The sequence below is a fragment of the Micromonospora sp. NPDC005254 genome (assembly GCF_042872525.1).
In the GTDB taxonomy this organism is placed as follows: Bacteria; Actinomycetota; Actinomycetes; order Mycobacteriales; family Micromonosporaceae; genus Micromonospora.
Map to the genome: position 1 here is coordinate 14,428 of NZ_JBIAKM010000010.1, position 19,492 is coordinate 33,919.

At 71.2% G+C, this 19,492-nt stretch carries 24 protein-coding genes; 7 read left to right on the forward strand and 17 right to left on the reverse strand.

Annotated features, from left to right (window positions below):
* Positions 1–141: 141 nt before the first annotated feature.
* The 14 genes from ACFYPR_RS27025 to ACFYPR_RS27090 all read right to left on the reverse strand — a co-directional run bounded on the left by ACFYPR_RS27025 (position 142) and on the right by ACFYPR_RS27090 (position 10,085).
* The gene (locus ACFYPR_RS27025; protein ID WP_387263135.1) at positions 142–810 is read right to left on the reverse strand and encodes a lysophospholipid acyltransferase family protein; all 669 of its coding nucleotides are present in this window, start codon (positions 808–810) and stop codon (positions 142–144) included.
* A gap of 15 nt (positions 811–825) precedes the next feature.
* Entirely contained in the window at positions 826–1,461 is a 636-nt protein-coding gene (locus tag ACFYPR_RS27030; protein ID WP_387263137.1) for a DJ-1/PfpI family protein, read from the reverse strand.
* Between the two features lie 26 nt (positions 1,462–1,487).
* Positions 1,488–2,081, reverse strand: a complete 594-nt coding sequence (locus ACFYPR_RS27035; RefSeq protein ID WP_387263139.1) for a TetR/AcrR family transcriptional regulator — start codon at positions 2,079–2,081, stop codon at positions 1,488–1,490.
* A 391-nt stretch (positions 2,082–2,472) separates the two neighbouring features.
* Complete coding sequence (locus ACFYPR_RS27040) at positions 2,473–2,685, reverse strand: hypothetical protein (RefSeq protein ID WP_387263142.1); 213 nt, start codon at positions 2,683–2,685, stop codon at positions 2,473–2,475.
* Positions 2,685–3,053: a hypothetical protein gene (locus ACFYPR_RS27045; RefSeq protein WP_387263145.1), complete on the reverse strand. Its 369-nt coding sequence runs from the start codon at positions 3,051–3,053 to the stop codon at positions 2,685–2,687. Before ACFYPR_RS27045 ends, ACFYPR_RS27040 begins: the two co-directional genes overlap by 1 nt.
* A 654-nt stretch (positions 3,054–3,707) precedes the next feature.
* On the reverse strand, positions 3,708–4,217 hold the full coding sequence (locus ACFYPR_RS27050) for a hypothetical protein (RefSeq protein WP_387263148.1): 510 nt from the start codon (positions 4,215–4,217) through the stop codon (positions 3,708–3,710).
* Between the two features lie 32 nt (positions 4,218–4,249).
* Entirely contained in the window at positions 4,250–4,465 is a 216-nt protein-coding gene (locus ACFYPR_RS27055; RefSeq protein ID WP_387263150.1) for a hypothetical protein, read from the reverse strand.
* Between the two features lie 278 nt (positions 4,466–4,743).
* Entirely contained in the window at positions 4,744–5,325 is a 582-nt protein-coding gene (locus tag ACFYPR_RS27060) for a hypothetical protein (RefSeq protein WP_387263153.1), read from the reverse strand.
* Between the two features lie 7 nt (positions 5,326–5,332).
* Positions 5,333–5,497, reverse strand: a complete 165-nt coding sequence (locus ACFYPR_RS27065; RefSeq protein ID WP_387263156.1) for a hypothetical protein — start codon at positions 5,495–5,497, stop codon at positions 5,333–5,335.
* A complete protein-coding gene (locus tag ACFYPR_RS27070) occupies positions 5,497–5,679 on the reverse strand; it encodes a hypothetical protein (protein WP_387263159.1) in 183 nt (60 codons plus the stop codon). Before ACFYPR_RS27070 ends, ACFYPR_RS27065 begins: the two co-directional genes overlap by 1 nt.
* Entirely contained in the window at positions 5,679–5,882 is a 204-nt protein-coding gene (locus tag ACFYPR_RS27075; protein ID WP_387263162.1) for a hypothetical protein, read from the reverse strand. The genes ACFYPR_RS27070 and ACFYPR_RS27075 overlap by 1 nt, the downstream gene beginning before the upstream one ends.
* Positions 5,883–6,043: 161 nt before the next feature.
* The gene (locus ACFYPR_RS27080; protein ID WP_387263165.1) at positions 6,044–6,943 is read right to left on the reverse strand and encodes a P22 phage major capsid protein family protein; all 900 of its coding nucleotides are present in this window, start codon (positions 6,941–6,943) and stop codon (positions 6,044–6,046) included.
* A gap of 537 nt (positions 6,944–7,480) precedes the next feature.
* Complete coding sequence (locus ACFYPR_RS27085) at positions 7,481–7,957, reverse strand: hypothetical protein (protein WP_387263168.1); 477 nt, start codon at positions 7,955–7,957, stop codon at positions 7,481–7,483.
* 355 nt (positions 7,958–8,312) lie between these two features.
* Positions 8,313–10,085 carry a recombinase family protein gene (locus tag ACFYPR_RS27090; RefSeq protein ID WP_387263171.1) on the reverse strand — a complete coding sequence of 591 codons (1,773 nt, stop codon included), beginning with the start codon at positions 10,083–10,085 and terminating at the stop codon, positions 8,313–8,315.
* On the opposite strand from ACFYPR_RS27090, the gene ACFYPR_RS27095 reads away from it, so the two are divergent.
* Positions 10,077–10,781, forward strand: coding sequence for an RNA polymerase sigma factor (locus ACFYPR_RS27095; protein WP_387263174.1), 705 nt, complete (start codon positions 10,077–10,079; stop codon positions 10,779–10,781). The two genes, ACFYPR_RS27090 and ACFYPR_RS27095, sit on opposite strands and share 9 nt — an antisense overlap.
* Positions 10,782–10,823: 42 nt before the next feature.
* Here the strand turns inward: ACFYPR_RS27095 and ACFYPR_RS27100 are convergent, their stop codons facing one another.
* The gene (locus ACFYPR_RS27100; protein ID WP_355137109.1) at positions 10,824–11,924 is read right to left on the reverse strand and encodes an ionic transporter y4hA; all 1,101 of its coding nucleotides are present in this window, start codon (positions 11,922–11,924) and stop codon (positions 10,824–10,826) included.
* A 92-nt stretch (positions 11,925–12,016) separates the two neighbouring features.
* On the opposite strand from ACFYPR_RS27100, the gene ACFYPR_RS27105 reads away from it, so the two are divergent.
* Both ACFYPR_RS27105 and ACFYPR_RS27110 read left to right on the forward strand, forming a co-directional pair.
* Complete coding sequence (locus tag ACFYPR_RS27105) at positions 12,017–12,379, forward strand: metalloregulator ArsR/SmtB family transcription factor (protein WP_355068696.1); 363 nt, start codon at positions 12,017–12,019, stop codon at positions 12,377–12,379.
* A complete protein-coding gene (locus ACFYPR_RS27110) occupies positions 12,376–12,879 on the forward strand; it encodes an SRPBCC family protein (RefSeq protein WP_387186544.1) in 504 nt (167 codons plus the stop codon). Before ACFYPR_RS27105 ends, ACFYPR_RS27110 begins: the two co-directional genes overlap by 4 nt.
* Here ACFYPR_RS27110 and mug read toward each other — a convergent pair.
* A complete protein-coding gene (gene mug, locus ACFYPR_RS27115; RefSeq protein WP_355068700.1) occupies positions 12,876–13,445 on the reverse strand; it encodes a G/U mismatch-specific DNA glycosylase in 570 nt (189 codons plus the stop codon). The genes ACFYPR_RS27110 and mug overlap by 4 nt on opposite strands.
* Positions 13,446–13,550: 105 nt before the next feature.
* Between mug and ACFYPR_RS27120 the strand changes: the two genes are divergently transcribed.
* Together ACFYPR_RS27120 and ACFYPR_RS27125 are read left to right on the forward strand one after the other, a co-directional pair.
* Complete coding sequence (locus tag ACFYPR_RS27120) at positions 13,551–14,294, forward strand: methyltransferase domain-containing protein (protein WP_355068702.1); 744 nt, start codon at positions 13,551–13,553, stop codon at positions 14,292–14,294.
* Positions 14,295–14,383: 89 nt separating this feature from the next.
* Positions 14,384–14,512, forward strand: a complete 129-nt coding sequence (locus tag ACFYPR_RS27125; protein ID WP_355068704.1) for a hypothetical protein — start codon at positions 14,384–14,386, stop codon at positions 14,510–14,512.
* 24 nt (positions 14,513–14,536) lie between these two features.
* On the opposite strand, the gene ACFYPR_RS27130 is transcribed toward ACFYPR_RS27125, so the two are convergent.
* Complete coding sequence (locus tag ACFYPR_RS27130) at positions 14,537–14,884, reverse strand: hypothetical protein (RefSeq protein WP_354863228.1); 348 nt, start codon at positions 14,882–14,884, stop codon at positions 14,537–14,539.
* A gap of 313 nt (positions 14,885–15,197) precedes the next feature.
* Here ACFYPR_RS27130 and ACFYPR_RS27135 point away from each other — a divergent pair, with 313 nt between their 5' ends.
* A complete protein-coding gene (locus ACFYPR_RS27135) occupies positions 15,198–16,481 on the forward strand; it encodes a ThuA domain-containing protein (protein ID WP_387263176.1) in 1,284 nt (427 codons plus the stop codon).
* 87 nt (positions 16,482–16,568) lie between these two features.
* On the forward strand, positions 16,569–19,403 hold the full coding sequence (locus ACFYPR_RS27140) for a PQQ-dependent sugar dehydrogenase (protein WP_354863309.1): 2,835 nt from the start codon (positions 16,569–16,571) through the stop codon (positions 19,401–19,403).
* Positions 19,404–19,492 lie beyond the last annotated feature (89 nt).

The window sequence follows — 19,492 nt, forward strand, 5'->3', positions numbered from 1 at the left end:
ACCACCGTCGGTCAGTCACCCTGGGTGATTGTGCTCTGGGATTGCGATGAACCGAGTGACGGCTGCACGCGCGGATCGCGGCCAGATGAGTACGTGGAACGGCCTTGTATCACGGCTTGCGGGCCGTGGTCCGAGCCTTCGCTAGGCGGCGGCTGAAAGTTCGTTGTAGCTATCGGCCGGTTCTTGACCGGAGAGGTTCTGGATTGCGGCCATGATTTCGTCGGTGACGGCGCGTCGGATCTGGCCGCTACGGCCCGATGGGGATTGCGCGAACCACATTGGTGCGCCGAAGCGCACGGTTATCTGGCCGACTCGGGGGAGCCGGGCACCGACGGGCTGGATGCGGTCGGTGCCGAGGACGGCAACGGGGACGACCGGAGCGCCGGAGGCGAGCGCGAGCCAGGCAACCCCGGTCCGGCCGCGGTAAATCCGCCCATCGCGTGACCGGCTGCCTTCGGGGTGGATGCCGAAGGCTCGTCCGTCGGCGAGCACGTCGAGGGCGACCTGCAGTGACGTCTGTGCTGCGCGGTGGTCGCCTCGTTGTACGGGAATGGCGTCGATGCCGGTGAGGCAGATGCGGGTCAGCCGGCCCTTGAGCCCGGGCTGCTGGAAGTACTCGGCCTTGGCGAGGAAAGCGACCGGTCGGGGGGCCGCCAGCGGAATCACGACGCTGTCGATGAACGACAGGTGGTTGGCGGCCAGGATCACCGCGCCGTGCCGCGGAACGTTCTCGCGTCCCTCGATGACTGGCCGGTAGAGCAGCCGAACGAGCGGAGCGATCAGCAGCCGTACGGTCGCTTGCAGCAGCATTTGTCCCCTTCGCTGTCAGTACAGGATGGCGCTGCGGCGGGCGCGCAGCGCGTCAACAATCTTGCGAGGGGCCCGGTCGGGTGAACCGGCATGGTAGGGCGGCCGGGGCTCGTACTCGTGCGCGAGCTGAATGGTCTGGGCGACGGCGTCGCCGGCGATCCGTCCGGCGAGGGTGAACGCCATGTCCAGGCCGGCGGAAACTCCGGCGGCCGTGAGGTACTTTCCGTCGACGACGACGCGTTCGGCGACGGGGATGGCGCCCAGCGGCGCCAGTTGGTCATGGGCCAGCCAGTGTGTGGTGGCCCGACGCCCGGTGAGCAGGCCGGCCCCGGCGAGCAAAAGCGATCCGCTGCACACCGATGCGGTCCAGGTGCTGTGTTCATCGGCGGCGCGTAGCCATTGGCGTACCGGACCATCGATCATCTGGGCGTGCCAGCCCGGCCCGCCGGGCACCACGACGACGTCCGGTCTCGGTACGTCGGCCAGCGTGGCGGTGGCGGTGAGGTGCAGGCTGCCCACCTCGTTGGTGACCGGACCCGAGCGATGCGCAACGAACACGGTCTCGGCGCCGGGCAGGTGGGACAGAACGTCGTAGGGTCCGACGGCGTCGAGGGCGGTGAACCGTTCGAAGAGAATGATGGCTATCTGCATCTGGTTCCTTCCGGTGTGGTGGCTGATCAAGATCGCGTGGTCCATTGGAGATGGGCGTCCAGCGCGGCGTCCAGCAGCGATTCGACATCGCCGGTTTCCATCACCGTCTGCAAGCTGCCCCACAGCCAGAGTTGGGCGATGCCGTGCAGGTTGGCCCACAGTGCGCCGGCGACGACGGACGGCGCCGACCCGCCCGGCGGCGTGGGCCGGGCTCTGGTGACCAGGTCGACCAAGATCTCGAACAGGGGGCCACTGGCCTCCCGCAGGCCCATTCCGTTTCCCCGCAACAGGTCGTGGCGGAACATGAGTTCGAACATGCCGCGGTTGGCCTGCGCGAACTCCAGGTACAGCCGGCCCAGTGCGAGCAGCTGCGCGTACGGGTCCGCGTCATCATCGCCGACCAGTTCGGCGACCTGCTGGCCGAGGCGCAGGTAGCCCTCCCGCGCGATGGCGGCCAGCAGCGCCTGGTGAGTGGGGAAGTAGCGGCGGGGCGCGCCATGCGACACCCCCGCTCGGCGGGCGATCTCCCGCAACGAGAGGGCTCCGTTGCCCTCTCGCGTCACGAGGTCAACACCAACCTCGACCAGGCGAGCGCGAAGACCCCCGCCTAGCTCCGACATAGACAGTGTCTACCACGTTCGTGTAGACATCGTCTATTGCATCGTCCATTGGGCACACGGAGAGTCGTACCGCTGGCGCGGACATGTGCACTCTCATCGGCTAGATGCGTGCAGTATCGAGTGGCTGCGCCAACGACCTCAACCGTCACACACCGTTACTTAACGCAAGCAAGATCAGCGTTAGGTGGGGCCAGTCATGGCCGTCCTCGTGGAGCCCGGTTCGTCCGTCATAGCCATGCAGAAGGTGCAGCGGCCGGCGTCGTCCACGTCCGCCGGGCCGGCGGCCAGGGGCCATCGGCCGGGAATGGGCGCGCGGCGCGCGTGGGGGCGACCAGCCGGGCCGGCAGCAGGCGCCGGGCGTGTGGCCGGGTCCGGGGGTGCGCGCTGGGTCTCAGCGGCGCCCGTAACTGGCGCGCAGGTCGGCATCGGCGCACTCGGCGCACTTCAGCGGCGAGCCGTTCGGCGTGTGCGTCGTGTCCGGGCCGAACCAGAGGTCAATTTGCCAGCGCGGGCCGGGCAGGTCGGTGGCGGTCACGCGGGTACCGCAGGTGGCGCAGGTCGGGCCGGCGGACGCGGTGCGGCGGTTGGGCGTGAAGGCAGCCATCAGACCTCCTCGCCCCGTTCGCGGCGCTCGACGCGGCTGCGGTGGCCGTGGAGGGTGCCGACCTTGCGGGCCGGGCCTGGCTTGCCGTCGGTGGTCGCGTCGCCGGTCAGCGCGGCGACCAGGCGGTCAACGGCGGCACGGGCAGAGCGGGCGCCAGCCAGCGCGGCCAGGCGGTCACGGTCGGACATCTGGCCGGCCTCGGCCTCGGCCTGCTCGGCGGCGTGGAGGGTGTCCAGGGCCATGCGCAGGCGGGCGATCTGCGCGCCGGACAGCGATACCTCGGCGCGGACGGTCTCCCACACGCTCAGCGGCACGCCGTCAGGCAGCCAAGCCGGCGAGCGGCCGTCGTCGGCGGGGGTGTCGGTCATCGGGGGCCTCATTTTGGGGTTCTGTGAATTTTTGTGGAACTCTGTGGATTCGGTCAGACCCGGGCGTTGTCTTTGGTGCCATACCGACCGGGGCGGCGGCGGCGTCGATGGGGGTCACTCCCCACCCTCGGTCGATGATCGCGTCACGTTCCGTCGTAGTCAGCGCTGTCGATCGTCGCGCTGCGTTGCGTTGATCGTCGTTGATCGTTGCGACGCCAATCGACAACTGTGACTCATCATGGGCTGTTCGCTGTGCGCTGACCTGCATGTATGCACTGCCGTCATCGTGTGCTCATGTGCTGGGCACCAGCATGCACAGCCTCGCTTCGCTCGGCGTGCGCTGAGCCTGACTCACACGCTGAGCTGAGCTGAGCTTCTGAGCCGCTGAGCTGAGCCGATGGTGTGAGCCGTTGAGCCGGGCCGGGGCGCGAGCCATCGCGGCGAGCACGGAAGCGAACGAGCAAGCATGAGCAGAACGAACGGCGCGATGGGTGGGCGATGGGCGAGCCGTGCGCCCGGCAACGGGCCGGCGGCCGAAGGCCAGCGGCGGGCAGTGGGCGCAGGCGGGTGCAGCCGCAGGCGGGCCGGGCAGCATCGCGGGTGGTGGGAAGGATGTGCCCGGCCCCGGGGTCTGTCGGTGACGGGGCGGCGGGGTTAGGCGTCCCGTGCAGTCAGCAGGCGCCCCGCACGGCGGACCGCGCGAGACAGGCCAGACAGGCGGGCGGCGACGGGGCGACCGTCGAGGATGGCCAGCAGGCGGGACCATCGAACGTCCTCGGGCGTCGCGGCGGCCTGGGCCACCAGGAAGGCGCGGAGCTGATCGCGGCCGACCGTAGCGGCCAGGGCGTCGAGCCTGGCGCTGAGGTCGGCCAGGATCTCGGCGTGGTCCTGCTCCGGCTGGGCCGGGGCTGCGGGCGGCTGGGCGGTCCGGGGCTGCGGGACGGCGCGATACACGACGGGCCGCCCATCCGGGGGCGTGGCCGGGGGCTGCTCCGGCCGGCGGGGCGCGTCGTCGCGGTACCGGCGGGGTGCGGGGAGTTCGGCGGCCAGGTCGGGCCAGTTGTTCCGCAGGTAGGCGCGATGGGCGCGGGCGGTCGCCTCGGCGATCACGTCCGGGACGGCGGTACGGCGAACGCGGCGGGGGCGGGAGTTGCGGCGAGGCATGGTGGGGCGTCCTGTTCTAGCGGGTGGGCGGGTCAGAAGCCGTTGGCGCGCTGCTGAGCGGTGATGGCGCGGGCCACGTACGCGGCCGGGTCGGTGGTGGCGCCGTCGAGCGGGTCCGAGCCGGACCACACGACGCGACGGCCGGGGAGGTGCCTCGGCTGTCCGAGGGTGACGCGGAGCGTTTCGGGGGCGAGCCACACGCCATCGGCGGTGTCGAGGTCGTCGGGGCTGAGATCGTCGTCGTGCAAGGGGCCTCCGGGTGTTGCTCGGCGGGCGTTTCGGCGCATGGTCATGCGGCCGGGAGGTTTCGGTGTCATCCAAGTACCGGTATCGGGCCGGGGTGCGGGGAGTGCACTTCTGATGGCGGAATCGCACTTGGCGTTTTCGCAGCTAGAAGCGGGTTAGATCGGCTGCGCCGGGGCTGCCGGCGGTGGACAGTGGCCGGCGGCTGCGGGAGGTTTCGGTGTCATCCAACCTATCGACCGTTACCGTCCCGTGATGTTTCTTCATGCATGGTCCTGTATGATCATGCAGGATCGCCATCGATGAGGGCTTCGCGCTCGGTGCGGGTCCGGTACTCAGCCAGGGGCCGGAGGCGGCCGGCGTCGTCGCGCACGCGCGGACTGGTGCCGGCCAGGCGGTCAACCCACACGGTCACGGTCTTGCCCCGGGGCGTCGGCACGGTCAGCTCGTAGCCGATCGGGCGCTCATCCTTCGCGTCGCGGGCGTCGAACCACTCGGCCGGGAAGTGATCGCGGGCGATGCGTTCGATGAAGTCTGCATAGGACAGAGGATCGTCAAAAGCCTTGCGGTTAAAGGATTCGATCAGGGTCTGCCACTCGCGGCGGTACTCCGGCGGCCGGCCGGCGGCCTCATGCGCGGCCAAGTCGGCGACGCGCGCGGCCTGCTTCACGATGTCGACACGGCGGGACACGTCGCGGTCACGGGCCTTGCGCCAGCGGCGGGCAGCCGTGGCGCAAGCCGTCGAGCAGTACGGAGACGGGCGGCCACCCTTGGCGCCGGTCGTCGCCTTGCCACGGGCAGGGTTCCGGCAGCCATCGCGGGCGCAGAGCGGGCCGGAGCGCAGATCGTGCGCGTCATCGGTCATGATGGGCCTACTTCTCGGTCTCGGTGCGGCGCTCGGCCGCTCGGTGGGCACGCTGGGCACGGCGTCCGCCTCGGCGGCCACGGCGCCGGGGGCGCTGCGGCTCGGCCGGCGGGCCGTCGGCCGGCGGTGTGTTCGCGCAGAGGTTGGCGGCGGTCAGCGGGTCGGCGGGCATCACTGGGCTCCAATCCGGTGCCGGGCCTGGGCGCCGATAGCCACGAGGTGATCGGCGCGGCGGTGGGCTGCGGTCCGCTCGGCGTCGGCCCGGCGGGCGTCGAGAACGGTCGTGATGACGGCGTGCAGCGCGGCGGCGGTGGCGGCCGTCGAGGCGGCGGCTGCAAGAAGCGTGGTCATCATCAGTGCTGCACCCCCGTGCCGAGGCCGGGCATGACGGCGTCCAGCAAGCGCGAGTGCGCCTCGCTGATCAGATCGATTGCGAGCATGTCGTTGCTGCCCTCGCGGATGATCCTTGCCGCGATGAGCAACCGCTCAGCGGCGACCTCGCGGATGAGGGCGGTGGTGTCGTCGGGGGTGGGGGCGGTGTTGTCGGTAGGTGCCATTGGTCTGCACTCCTTGGCAGGTACGAAAAATGGCCCGACCCGAGGTAGACCGGTGCAGCGGTCTACGCCCGGATCGGGCCAGGATCAGGTGCGCGCGTCGTCGCGGGATCTGCACTTCCCTAGCGCGCTGGTGTTGCGGGGTGTCCAAGGTGGACGGTGGATCAGGCGGCGACGCGCACAATCCAGAGCTGGTTGGTGCCCTCGACCGAAGCGGTCAGGGTGGCGACGCCAGCGAAGGTCGAGAGCAGGCTCACGTGCTGGCCGGTGGTGTGGTCAAAGGCCAGAACCTGCCGCAGGGGCACCCCGCCTTCCGCCATGACGCTGGACGACTCGACGCCGTGAGCGGCCACGGGGGCACGCAGGGCGAGAGTGACGGCGTCCTGGTGCATGATGATGGCTTCCTTGGCGGCGAGCCGGTTGGACTCGATCACGTTCAGGCCGGCGACGTTCACCACGCGGCCAGTCGCGGCGCCGTTGGTGCCGAACACGTCGTAGGACGCGGCGCCGGTCGCCTTCAAGAGCGCTGCATACGCCTCGACGCTGAGCACGGCGGACAAGCCGGTCTCCGGAGAACCCTTGGCACGCAGCGCGGCGCGAGCGTCCACAAGGAAGTCGAGAACCTGGCTCTTGTCGGACGGGTCGTAGGCGGCATCGAGGGTGGTGTCCTCGACCACAGCCTGCAACGAAGTGACGATGTTCGATTCGACCTTCGAGGCCAGGCCGATCGCCTGCGGGAGCAGAACCTGACGCGCGTAGTCCTCAACACTGAGCGCCATGTCCGCGTCACTGACCGCAGTGCGGCTGAACAGCTCGGCAGTCAGAGCGACCGGCTGCGTCGCCTCGGCGATGTCGCGGGTGTTGTAGGCCGAGATGTCGCCAACGGCGCGGCTGTCGGCGGCCAGCGACGCGGGGATGCGGACGTTGACGGTCGAGCCGAGGGCGCGCTCGAAGTCGGCCGCGAAGTCGCGGTTGATCTGGTTCGCCAGACGAAGATCCTTCGCGACGAACACGGAAGCCACGGACGCGAGGGCCTGGCTGTTGTTGATGATGTTGTTGCTCATGGTGATTGGTTCCATTCTGGAGAGTTGGGTGAGCGATCGATGCGTCGGGCATCGACGCGCGTTGACTCGTCCAGACCTGCTGGTGTGCGTGCCTACGGGCCTGCCGTGGGCGTGCGAGAGCGACCGGCAGCCGGCGCGGTGCCGGGCCTGCCCGGTGTGCGCGGCGCTGCGGGTCGCTTGTGGAGCGGTGGTGCTGGCCGGTAGCGATCCGGCGATGCCCGGCGCAGGCGCTCGCGAGGCGCCAGGCTGGGAAGTTAGGTGGCCTGGTCGAGGTTCTACGGGCCTCAACCAGGCCGGGGTGCCTCGCGTGCGGCTCGACGCAAGAAAAGCCGCAGCGGGGCAAGGTGTGGGACCGGTCGGCTACCCCATGAAGCCGACCGGCCCCGGTGCCCCGCGCGGCTGCCATTGCATGAGCCGCGTTGCGGGGCGGTACCCGCGCTCAGCCCGATGCGAAAGGGACGAAACTCATCGGGGGCGCTGGCAGAGGTATTGCCCTCTACCTATGGGTAGTTGCGTAACACTGGTGTGCGCCGGGGGTCAGGCCGTCGCCTCGGGAGCGCGCCAGGGCAGCGCGCCGTAGGCGTACCAGCCGCTTTCGAGGTTCACCAGCATGACGCCGGAGCCGTACGCAGGCGGGGCGTCGGGGGTGCCGGCGTCATCGAGCAGCGCGGCGAGGTCTTCCGAGCGGACAGCCGCGCGCAGGCCGGCCGGGTGGCCGTACTGGCGCTGGCTCCGGCGGTGGCCGTTGGGCAGGGACGGCGGCGGCGGGACCTCCCCGGCCGGCACGCGCTCGCCGATAAAGAACTCGCGGCCGTCGGCCGTGACGACGATCCGGCCGGCGTACACGGGGCCGGAGTAGCGCTCGGCGTCCTCGGCGTACGCGGGCGGGGGCTGGTGCGGTGCGGAGCCGCGAGCGGTCCGGCGCTGGCGGTATGCGCGCTGGCGGTCGGCGTTGCTGGCGTACTTGCGAGGGCGGCCGGGGCGACGGGGCTGATCGGTGGGGTTGGTGGTCATGGGGGTTGGGGTCCTTCGGGTGGGGTTGGAGGCCGGCAAAAGATGCCGACACGTGGTACTCGGCTTGGCGGCCGAAAGTGTGCTAGCGGGAGTGCGTAGCTGTGGTGAAATTCACAGGTACGAATGGGTGAAACGCGTTCTGTGCTGGCGGCGTTACGGGCAGTGGGTGATGGGTGGTCGGCGGAAAAGTCGCCCAACTACTAGATGCCGCCTGCGGGCCGAAAGTGTGCGTTGATCTTGGTGTGCGGCCGTTCGCTGACCTGCAACGAAGGGCTCCGTGGGAGGGCCGCAGAGACGACGAACGGCCCGCCCACGCAAAGGGGACGGGCCGCTCATGTTCGGGCCTCAGCGGCGGCTACAGCAGGCGCGCGGGGGCGTCTTCCAGGGCGTCAATGGCGGCGTCGGTCAGTTCGTCAGCCCAGCCAGTGCGGACACGGCGCGCGAGGGCTTCCGGCGAGGCGTCGTAGTGGCCGGTCGGGGTGCGCTCCGTGGCCGGCGCGACGGTGACGGTCACGAGCGGGCGCAGCAGCTCGCGGCGCGCGTCCGTGTTGCCGTCCAGCGCGGCCCAGCGCTCGGCGCAGGTGCTGGAGCTGATCACGCGCTGGCGGGTGACTACGGCGGTCGTCGGGAGCGCGTCCAGCTCGGCGCGCAGCGAGCGGCGCAGAGCACGCGCGGCGGCGTAGGCGGCCTCATCCTCGGCATCATCGGCGGCGAAGGCCGCGCGCTCGGCCTGGCGGATGGCCTCGGCCAGGTCCGCGCGGCGGGCAGCGTCGGGTGCGGTGGTGACCTCCTGCACGTCGGCGGCGTACAGGTTGCCGGCCAGGGACAGGAATCGGTCGGTGACGATGGCGTCCAGGTCGGTGAGGCGAATCGATACGCCGCGCGAGCACTGGTCGCGGCCTCGGCGGTCGCAGCGGTAGCGCTTGTGGCCCTGGTTGTCCGGGGCCACGGTGAGCGGGCCGCCGCAGTTGCCGCAGCGGGCAATGCCTCCGCTGAGCAGGTACAGGGCCGGCGGCCGGCCGGTCGGCGCGGTGCCGTCGGGGCGTTCCCAGCCGTCGCGCTGCTTCGTCCGGCGCTTGGGCACTCCGTAGCGGGTGCGGATCACGCGCCAGGTCGCTTCGGGGAGCAGGGCAGGGAAGGATGCGACCGGCAGGCCGGCTGCGTCGCGGAGCACGTCACCCTGCCAGAAGTGACGGCCGATCATCGCTTCATTGGTGAACGCTGCCCAGACCACAGCCGGGCGCCAGGTGCCCGTGCCGGTGGCGGTCGGCACACCCTGCGCGGTCAGCCAGCGCGCGACCTTGAGTAGCGAGCCATCGGGAGCGGCCAGCATGTCGGCGGCGGTGCGGACGGTGCCGGACAGGGCCGGGTCGAGGTCGAGCGTCCAGGCGTCCTTGATCGATGGGTGCGGGGCCTTGACGTAGCCGAGCGGGGGCCGGCGGGTGCCGATCCATCGGCCCTCGGCGCGGGCGGCGATTTTGCCGGCCATCGTGCGGGCAGTGATGATCTTCGCTTCCATCTCGGCGATGGCAGCGATGATGGTCAAGATGAGCTTTCCGTACGGGCCGGCGGTGTTGATGTCGCCTTCGGCCAGGGCAAAGGCGCCCCCGTGGCGCTCCAACTCCTCGGCGAGCGTGAGCAGGTCGACAGTGTTCCGGGCCAGCCGGTCGAGGCGCAGCGACACGACAACGTCCGCGCGACGGGTGCGGATGGCGTCGCGCACGATGCGGAGGCCGGGCCGGTCGAGGCGGTCGCCACGGTCGCTGCCGGATACGTCAAGATCGAAGATGATGCCGGCGGGCTGGTCGGGTAGGTTGCTCGGCACGTCGGCGAGGGTCCAGCCCTCGGCCGTGGCGCGGGCGAGGCAGCGGGTGCGCTGGACGTCCGGCGAGGTGTTGGCGGCGTCCTCGGCGCGCGTGTCGTAGCTGCTGACGCGGACGTAGATGATCGCCCGGAGTGTGTTCTTGCTGCTCAAAGCCATGCGCGGACTATGCAGCCGTTGCTGGTGCCGGAGGCGACGATGACCCGGCGGATCAGCCGGGGTAAGCAGCGCATCCGCGACAGTGGCCTGAGGTTCGCGCCACCGACCGGGGCGGAGCGCGCCGACCGGGTCGCCGCGGTGCTGCACGTGCTCTACCTGGTGTTCACCGAGGGGTACGCGCGTACCGCCGGCCCGGGGCTGCTGCGCGCCCACCTGACCGCCGAGGCGATCCGACTGACGCGGCTGGTGCACCGGCTGCTGCCCGACGACCCCGAGGTCGCGGGGCTGCTCGCGTTGATGCTGCTCACCGACGCCCGCGCGCCGGCGCGGATCGGCGCCCACGGCGAGTTGGTGCCGATGGCCGAGCAGGACCGCAGCCGGTGGCGGGCCGACCAGATTGCCGAGGGGGTCGCCCTGATCACCGGGGCGCTGCCGCGCGGGGTCGTCGGGCCGTACCAGCTCCAGGCGGCCATCGCGGCCGTGCACGACGAGGCGCCCACCGCGGCGGCCACCGACTGGGCGCAGATCACCGCCCTGTACGAGGTGCTGCTCGGCCTGTCCGACAATCCGGTCGTGGCGCTCAACCACGCCGTGGCGGTGGCCATGAGCCGGGGCGCGCCGGCCGGCCTGGCGCTGCTGGCCGACCTGGCCGACGACGTCCGGTTGGCCGACGATCCGCGGCTGCCGGCCGCCCGCGCCCACCTGTGGGAGCTGACCGGCGAGCGGGTCGCGGCGCGGGAGGCGTACCGGATGGCGGCGGCACGCTCGACGAACCTGGCGCAGCAGCGCTACCTCAACGCCCGCGCGGACAGTTTGGCGGACGACCCGCCGGCCGCCGGCTGAGCCGGCGGCCGGCGAGCGCCGAGGGGCGCGACGCCGAGAAGGTCAGGGGCTGGCGGCCAGGAAGACGAACGCGGCCAGCAGCACCAGGTGCACACCGCCCTGCAACACGTTGGCCCGCCCCGGCACCACGGTCAGCACGGCGGTCACCGCGGTGAGCGCGAGCAGCGCGAGCTGGGTGCCGCCGAGGCCGAGCAGCAGCGGGCCGTCCAGCCAGATCGAGGCGATGGCGATGGCCGGGATGGTCAGGCCGATGCTGGCCATCGCCGAGCCGAGGGCGAGGTTCAGACTGATCTGCACGCGGTCCCGGCGGGCGGCGCGGGCGGCGGCCAGGGTCTCCGGCAGCAGCACCAGCAGGGCGATGATCACGCCGACGAACGCGTGCGGCAGGTTCGCCGCCGCCACGCCGGCCTCGATGGTCGGCGAGACGGTCTTGGCGTCGCCGACCACCGCGACCAGCGCCACCAGCAGCAGCCCCAGGCTGATCAGCGCCGCGCGGGTGGTCGGCGGCTTGGCGTGCTCCTCGGCGTCGATCACCCGACCCTCGGTGTCGACGGGCAGGAAGTAGTCGCGGTGCCGGCCGGTCTGCACCAGCACGAACAGCCCGTACAGCGCGAGCGACGCGACGGCGGCGAAGGCGAGCTGGGCCGGGCTGAACTCCGGGCCGGGGCGGGCCGTGGTGAAGGTCGGGATGACCAGGCTCAGCGTGGCCAGGGTGATCACGGTGGCCAGGGCCCCGCCGGTGCCCTCGGGATTGAACACGGCCACGCGTCGGCGCAGCGCCCCGAGCAGCAGGGACAGGCCGAGGATCCCGTTACAGGTGATCATGACGGCGGCGAAGACGGTGTCGCGGGCGAGCGACTGGGTCTTCTCCGGCCCGCTGATCATCAGCGTGACGATCAGGGCCACCTCGATGACCGTGACCGCGACGGCGAGCACCAGCGAGCCGTACGGCTCCCCCACCCGGTGGGCGACCACCTCGGCGTGGTGCACGGCGGCGAGCACCGCACCGCCCAGCAACGCGGCGACCACCACGACGAGAGGGGCGGGAATGTCCCGCCCCCACGTCACGAGCAACACCAGCACGGCGAGCACGGGTACGGCGACGGTCCAATCGAGCAGGCGGGATCGAAGCTGGGCTGGCATGCCCTCAAGAGTGCCAGGTCAGGTGATCATGTGCCCACCATCGACGCAGCCGGCCCCACGCAAACCCGTAACCGATGGGTTACGCTTCGGGCGTGGACGAGGTGGCCACCGCGATCGCGGACCCGGTGCGGCGGCGCATCCTGACCATGCTGCGCGACGCGCCGCTGGCCGCTGGTGAGATCGCCCAGCGGTTCGCCATCAGCCGACCCGCGGTCAGTCGCCACCTGCGGGTGCTGCGGGAGAGCGGGCTGGTCCGCGACGAGCTGATCGGCCGCCGCAGGATCTACCGCCTCGACCCCGGCCCGCTCGCCGCGCTGATCGACTGGCTCGCCGAGTTCACCGCACCGGACCGGTGGGAGCAACGCCTCGACGCCCTGGAGACCGAGGTCCATCGAACCCGCCGGGAACGCCGCGCCCGCGGCCCGGCGGAACACCGAACGGAGCACATCGCATGACCCGTACACCCGCTGGCCGCCTGTTCCGCACCGCCACCGGCCACGACCTCGTCCTGACCCGCACGTTCCGCGCCCCGGCGGCGGACGTGTGGGCGAGCCTTACCGAGTCGGAGCGCACGGCCCGCTGGTTCGGCCCGTGGGAGGGCGACGCCGGGCCCGGCCGGACCATCCGGGTCCAGATGGCGTACGAGGAGCAGCAGCCCTGGTGCGACGTACGCATCGAGGTGTGCGAGCCGCAGCGGCGCCTCGGCGTCTCGATGATCGACGGCTCGGGCAGCTGGCTGCTGGAGTTCGCGCTGACCGAGACCGACGGCATCACCGAGCTGCGCTTCGCCCAGCGCCTCACCAGCCTGGACGGCATCGCCGAGGTGGGCGCCGGCTGGGAGTACTACCTGGACATGCTGGTCGCCTCCCGGGACGGCTCCCGCCAACCGGAGTTCGACGAGTACCACCCCGCCATGACCCCCTACTACCGGGCGCTGGCCGCCGACGGCGTCTAGGAACCCGCCTCCCGCCGCAGCGCCGCGAACTCGGCCGTCAGCGCCGGCAGCGGGAAGTGCGCGTTCAGACCGCTGGGGTTGGGCAACACCCAGACCCGGGCCGGGCCCAGCCGCTCCGGCTGCGGGCCCAGCCCGGCCTTCGGCCGGACGAACGCGATCCGGTACGCGGTCACCCCGAGAATCGCCACCCACCTCGGCCGGTGCCGCTCGGCCTTCACCGCCAACCCGGTCACCCCGGCCACCAGCTCGGCCGGGGTCAGCTCGTCGGCGCGGGCGGTGGCCCGGTTGCTCAGGCTGGTGATGCCCAGCCCCTGCCGCAGCAGCTCGGCGCGCTCCCACGGGCGCAGCTCCCGGTCGGTGAAGCCGGCGCCGTGCAGGGCCGGCCAGAAGCGACTGCCCCGGCGGGCGAAGTGCTCCCCCACCGCCGCCGAGTACAGACCCGGGTTGAAGCCGCAGAACAGCACCCGCAGGCCCGGGCCGATCACGTCCACCAGGCCACGACCGGCCGCGGCCGCGACCTCCTGCCGGGTCGGCGACCGCCAGGGCTGCGCCGCGCCCGCGTCCACTGCACCGATCCTGCCGTACGCCCCGACACCCGTCCCGACCTGCGCGCAACCCGAACGCACCCCACCCGGTGCGCGCCGGTGATCCCGACTTGACACCCTGAACGGATGCACAGCACCGACCACCTCGCCGCCAGCCGGTACGCGCGGATGCGCTGGAACACGCCGCTCTCGGAGGAGCACGCGGCCCTGCTGCTGCGACGACTCGACGTACGCCCCGGCGCGCGCGTGCTGGACCTCGGCTGCGGCTGGGGCGAGCTGCTGCTGCGCGCCGTCGCCGCGGGCGGCGTGGCAGGCCCCGTCGCGACGAGGGGCGTCGGTGTCGACACCGACGAGGCCGCCCTCGCCCGCGGGCGCAGGCTCGCCGCCGAGAAGTCGCTGAACCGGCACGTCGCCTTCGTGATGGGCGAGGCCGCGGCCTGGCACGAGCCGGCCGACCGGGTCCTGTGTATCGGCTCGGCACACGTCTTCGGCGGCACCGGCGCGGCCCTCGACGCGCTCGCCAGCGTGGTCCGTCCGGGCGGGCGGCTGCTGCTCGGCGAGGGGTACTGGCAGTCCGACCCCACCGCGGAGGCCACGCGGATCTTCGGTGCGGACGTCACCGATCTCGCGGGCCTCGTCGAGGCCGCCCGCGCGCGCGGTTGGCGGCTGCTGCACCTGAGCACCGCCGACCAGCGGGAGTGGGACGACTTCGAGTCCACCTGGCTCGCGGGACGGCAAGAGTGGCTGCTGACGTACCCCGAGGATCCCCGCGCGGACCAGATCCGCGCGGAGCTCGACGACCGGCTGCGCCAGTACGTCGGCGGCTACCGCGGCGTCCTGGGCCTCGCGTACCTCGTCCTCGGTCGCTGACGCCTCCGGCGCAAGCCTGCCCGTACTACTCCGTCTCCACCGCGGATCGGACCACCGCGCCCGAGCTGGAGCGGTTCCTGGCCGAGCGGATGAACGCGACGACGATCGAGGTCGACTCCTCACACCTCGCCATGGTCACGCACCCCGAGGCGATCGCCGACCTCATCCTCATGGCGACCAGGGGCACTCGCGACCCGGAGTCGAACGGCCGAGGCTGACCACCGCGACGCTGGCGCGCACCGTCAGGTCAGGACGCACGCGGTGCCGCAGTACGGGCAGTGCGCGCGCTTGGCGTTCGAGGTGACCTCGACATCGCAGCGTGGGCACCGGCCGTTCTCCCACAGGCCCTGATCCAGGCCGAGCTCACCGCCGTAGTAGTCGCGATCGGGCCAGGCGACCAACTCGACGTCGAGGCCCGGGTCGACATCGTCCTCGAACCAGGTGACGTTGGCCAGGGTCAGCACCGTTCGCATGCCGTACACCTCCTGCGTGAACCGCGGCAGGGCACGCCGCAGGACGTCGACCAGCTCACGGACCGGCAGCGCCGCGAGTTGCCCGGCGAGGCGCTCGCGATCTTCGTCGGTGGACATACCGCCGACCCTACGTCCCGCTCCGACGCCGGCGCTGACCGTGCCACGGTGCGTCCCAGGCCGGAGCGGGTGGGCTTGACGGGGCGCAGACATCGGAGGTTTACTGCGTCAGCGATGTGAGTCGATGCACTGTGACCGTCCATAGAGGTTGGTCGGAGTCATCGGCTGGCCAATCGCACGTTCACCACCGCTCCACATCACCGCACCATCTCAGCCGAGCATCGGCGGCCCGGCTTCCGCACCACCGCCACCCTGGCCCCGGGCGTGCCCTCGCGCACCCCTCGGGGTCGACGCTCAGCAGAGGAGCAAGACCATGCGTTCCCGTCCCCGCCTGTTGGCATTCGTCACCGGCCTGGCCGTGTTGATGGCCGGCCTGATAGCCCTTCCCACGACGGCCTCGGCCGCACCGCTGACCAAGGTCCTGGTGTTCAGCAAGACCGCCGGCTTCCGGCACTCGTCCATCCCGAACGGAATCGCGGCCATCCAGCAGCTCGGCGCTTCCAACGGCTTCAGCGTGACCGCGACCGAGGACGCCGCCCAGTTCACCACCTCCAACCTGGCCCAGTACCAGGCGGTGGTCTTCATGTCGACGACCGGCGACGTCCTCAACGCCAGCCAGCAGACGGCCTTCGAGCAGTACATCGCCGCCGGCGGCGGGTACGTCGGCGTGCACGCCGCCGCCGACACCGAGTACAGCTGGCCGTGGTACGGCCAGCTGGTCGGCGCGTGGTTCGACTCGCACCCGGCGATCCAGACCGCGACCGTGAAGATCGAGGACCGGACCAACCCGTCGACCGCGCATCTCGGCGCCACCTGGGTCCGCTCCGACGAGTGGTACAACTACCGCACCAACCCCCGCTCCAGCGCGCGGGTCCTCGCCAGCCTCGACGAGTCGTCCTACAGCGGCGGCACCATGAACGGCGACCACCCGATCACCTGGTGCAAGGCGTTCGGCGGCGGTCGGGCCTGGTACACGGGCCTCGGGCACACCGAGGCGTCGTACACCGACCCGAACTTCACCAAGATGCTGCTCGGTGGCCTGCAGGTCGCCGCGGGTTCGGTGAGCGCCAACTGCTCGCCGGGGACGACGCCGCCGACCACCGCGCCGCCCACCACCGCGCCGCCCACCACCGCGCCGCCGACCACCGCGCCGCCCACCACGGCCCCGCCGACGACTGCCCCGCCGACCACCCCGCCGCCCGCCGCCACCGGTTCCACCCTGCGTGCCCTCGCCAACAACCAGTACGTCAGCGCGCCCAACGCCACCACCCCGCTGATCGCCAACAAGACCTCCGCCGGGACCAGCGAGCGGTTCGAACTGGTCAACCTCGCCAACGGCAACGTCGCGCTGCGCGCCAAGAGCAACGGGCAGTACGTCGCCGCCGAGAACGCCGGGGCCGCCGCGCTGATCGCCAACCGGGCCACCGCCGGCGCGTGGGAGACCTTCCAGCTGATCCGCAACTCCGACGGCACGGTCAGCCTGCGGGCCACCGTGAACAGCCGGTACGTGGCCGCCGACAACGGGGGCTCCTCCCCGCTGATCGCCAACCGGACCTCCATCGGCCAGTGGGAGAAGTTCAACCTCGTCACCAACTGACCGCGCCGCGGCTCGCTTCTTCACCACCCTCACCTGGCCGTGGTGCGCCCCCGCACGCCCGGCCCTGGTCGTCGAGGAAGGACGATCATGCTCTCGAACCCCCGGCGCTGGTCCCGGGCACTCGTCGCGGCGGTCACCACCGTCGCGAGTGTGACCCTGGCCGTGGCCGCACCCTCCACCGCCGCCCAGGCGGTGGTTATCCCCGCCAGCGACTATCAGCAGGTCAAACTCGCCACCGGCTCGGCCGAGCTGGGCGAGGCCATGTCCCTGGCCATCCTGCCCAACCGCTCGGTGCTGCACACCGCCCGCAACGGCGTCCTGCGGGTCACCGACGTGGCCGGCAACACCAAGGTCTCCGGCACCCTGTCCGTCTACACGCACGACGAGGAGGGGTTGCAGGGCGTCGCCGTCGACCCCAACTTCGCCACCAACAGATGGATCTACCTGTACTACTCGCCCACGTTGAGCACCCCGTCCGGGGACGCCCCTACCACCGGCACGCAGTCGGACTGGGACCGGTGGAAGGGGCACCTGCGGCTGTCCCGGTTCACCCTCAACAGCGACGACACGCTCAACCTGAGCAGCGAGAAGATCGTGCTCCAGGTCGCCAACGACCGTGGGCAGTGCTGCCACGTCGGCGGTGACCTGGACTTCGACGCCGCCGGCAACCTGTACCTGACCACCGGCGACGACACCAACCCGTTCGAGTCGTCGGGCTACGCGCCGCTGGACGAGCGCACCGACCGCAACCCGCAGTTCGACGCCCAGCGCTCGGCGGGCAACACCAACGACCTGCGGGGCAAGGTGCTGCGGATCAAGCCGCAGGCGGACGGGACGTACACGATCCCGTCGGGCAACCTGTTCGCGCCCGGCACGGCCAACACCCGTCCGGAGATCTACGCGATGGGTATGCGCAACCCGTTCCGGATGAGCGTCGACAAGGCGACCGGCGTCGTCTACGTCGGCGACTACGGCCCGGACGCCGGGAGCACCAACTCCAGCCGGGGTCCGCAGGGTCAGGTGGAGTTCAACCGCATCACGGCGCCCGGAAACTTCGGCTGGCCGTACTGCACCGGCAGCAACACGAGCACCGAAACATACAATGAATACACGTTCCCGTCCGGGCCGTCGCAGTCGAAGTACAACTGCACGGGCGGGCCGACCAACAACTCGTTCCGCAACACGGGCCTCGGCACGCTGCCCGCGGCGAAGCCGGCCTGGATCAAGTACGCCGGCGACTCCGGGTCACCGTCGGAGTTCGGCAGCGGCTCCGAGTCGCCCATGGCCGGGCCGGTCTACCGGTACGACGCCTCGCTCAACTCCAGCATCAAGTTCCCGCAGTCGCTCAACGGCCAGTTCTTCGCCGGCGAGTACGGCCGACGCTGGATCAAGCCGATCGCCATCAACGCCGACGGCTCCCGCGGCGAGATCTCCTCGTTCCCGTGGAGCGGCACCCAGGTCATGGACATGGCCTTCGGCCCGGACGGCGCGCTGTACGTGCTGGACTACGGCACGGGCTCGAACAACCAGGCGCTGTTCCGGATCGAGTACATCGGCGGCGGCAATCGCAACCCCATCGCGGTCGCCTCGGCGAACCCCACGTCGGGGGCCAACCCGTTGACGGTGAACTTCTCGTCGGCTGGCAGCTCCGACCCCGAGGGCGGGGCGCTGAGCTACCTGTGGACGTTCGGCGACGGCACCACGTCGACGGCGGCCAACCCCACCAAGACGTACACCACCAACGGCACCTACTCCCCCACCCTGAAGGTCACCGACCCGGCCGGCCTGACCGGTACGGCGAGCCTGGTCATCACCGTGGGAAACACCGCGCCGACGGTGACGCTGACCTCGCCCGTCGACGGGCAGCTGTTCAACTTCGGCGACACGGTGTCGTACCAGATCAGCGTGAGCGACCCACAGGACGGCACGATCGACTGTTCCAAGGTGAGCCTGACGTACGCGCTGGGCCACGACAGCCACGCCCACCAGATCACCTCGAAGAACGGGTGCAGCGGCTCGATCACCGTGCCGACCGACGGGGAGCACGACTCCGCGGCCAACATCTACGGGGTCTTCGACGCCGCCTACACCGACAACGGCGGTCTGACCACGCACAGCATCAGGACGCTGCAACCGAAGCACCGCCAGGGTGAGCACTTCGGCGCGACGTCCGGTGTCCAGGCCACCGACCACACCAGCGCCGAGGGTGGCCGCACGGCCGGGTTCATCGAGAACAACGACTGGATCTCGTACACGCCGTACAACCTGGCCAACGCCAACCGCATTACCGTGCGGGCGTCGTCGGCCGGCGCCGGTGGCACCATCGAGGTCCGGACCGGGTCGGCCACCGGCACTCTGCTGGGCACGGTCACGGTTCCGGTGACCGGCAACTGGGAGACGTTCGTCGATGCGTCAGCCACTATCAGCAACCCGCCCAGCGCGTCGACCACGCTGTACCTGGTCTTCAAGGGCGGGTCGGGCTACCTGTTCGATGTCGACGCGTTCACCTTCACCACCGGCACCGGTGGCAGCACGCCGGTGAGCACGCTGCGGGCGCAGGTCAACAACCAGTACGTGTCGGCGGTCGGCAGCACCGCGTTGATCGCCAACAAGGCCAGCGTCGGCACGACCGAGCAGTTCGACCGGGTGGATGCCGGCAACGGCAACATCGCGCTGCGGTCACGTGCCAACGGGCTCTACGTTTCGGCCACGAACGCCGGCGCCGCAGCGTTGGTCGCCAACGCCACGTCGGTCGGGTCGTGGGAGACCTTCCAGCTCATCACCAACTCGGATGGGACGGTCAGTCTGCGCGCCACGGTCAACAACCAGATCGTGTGCGCGGAGAACGCCGGGGCCGGGTCACTGATCGCCAACCGTACGTCCGTCGGGGCCTGGGAGAAGTTCGTCCTCACCACCGGCTGACACGTGGTGGGGGGGGGCCGGGCGGGGGGGGGGGGGGGGGCCCCCCCCCCACCCCCGCCCCCCCCCCCCCGCGGCGCGGGGGGGGGCCG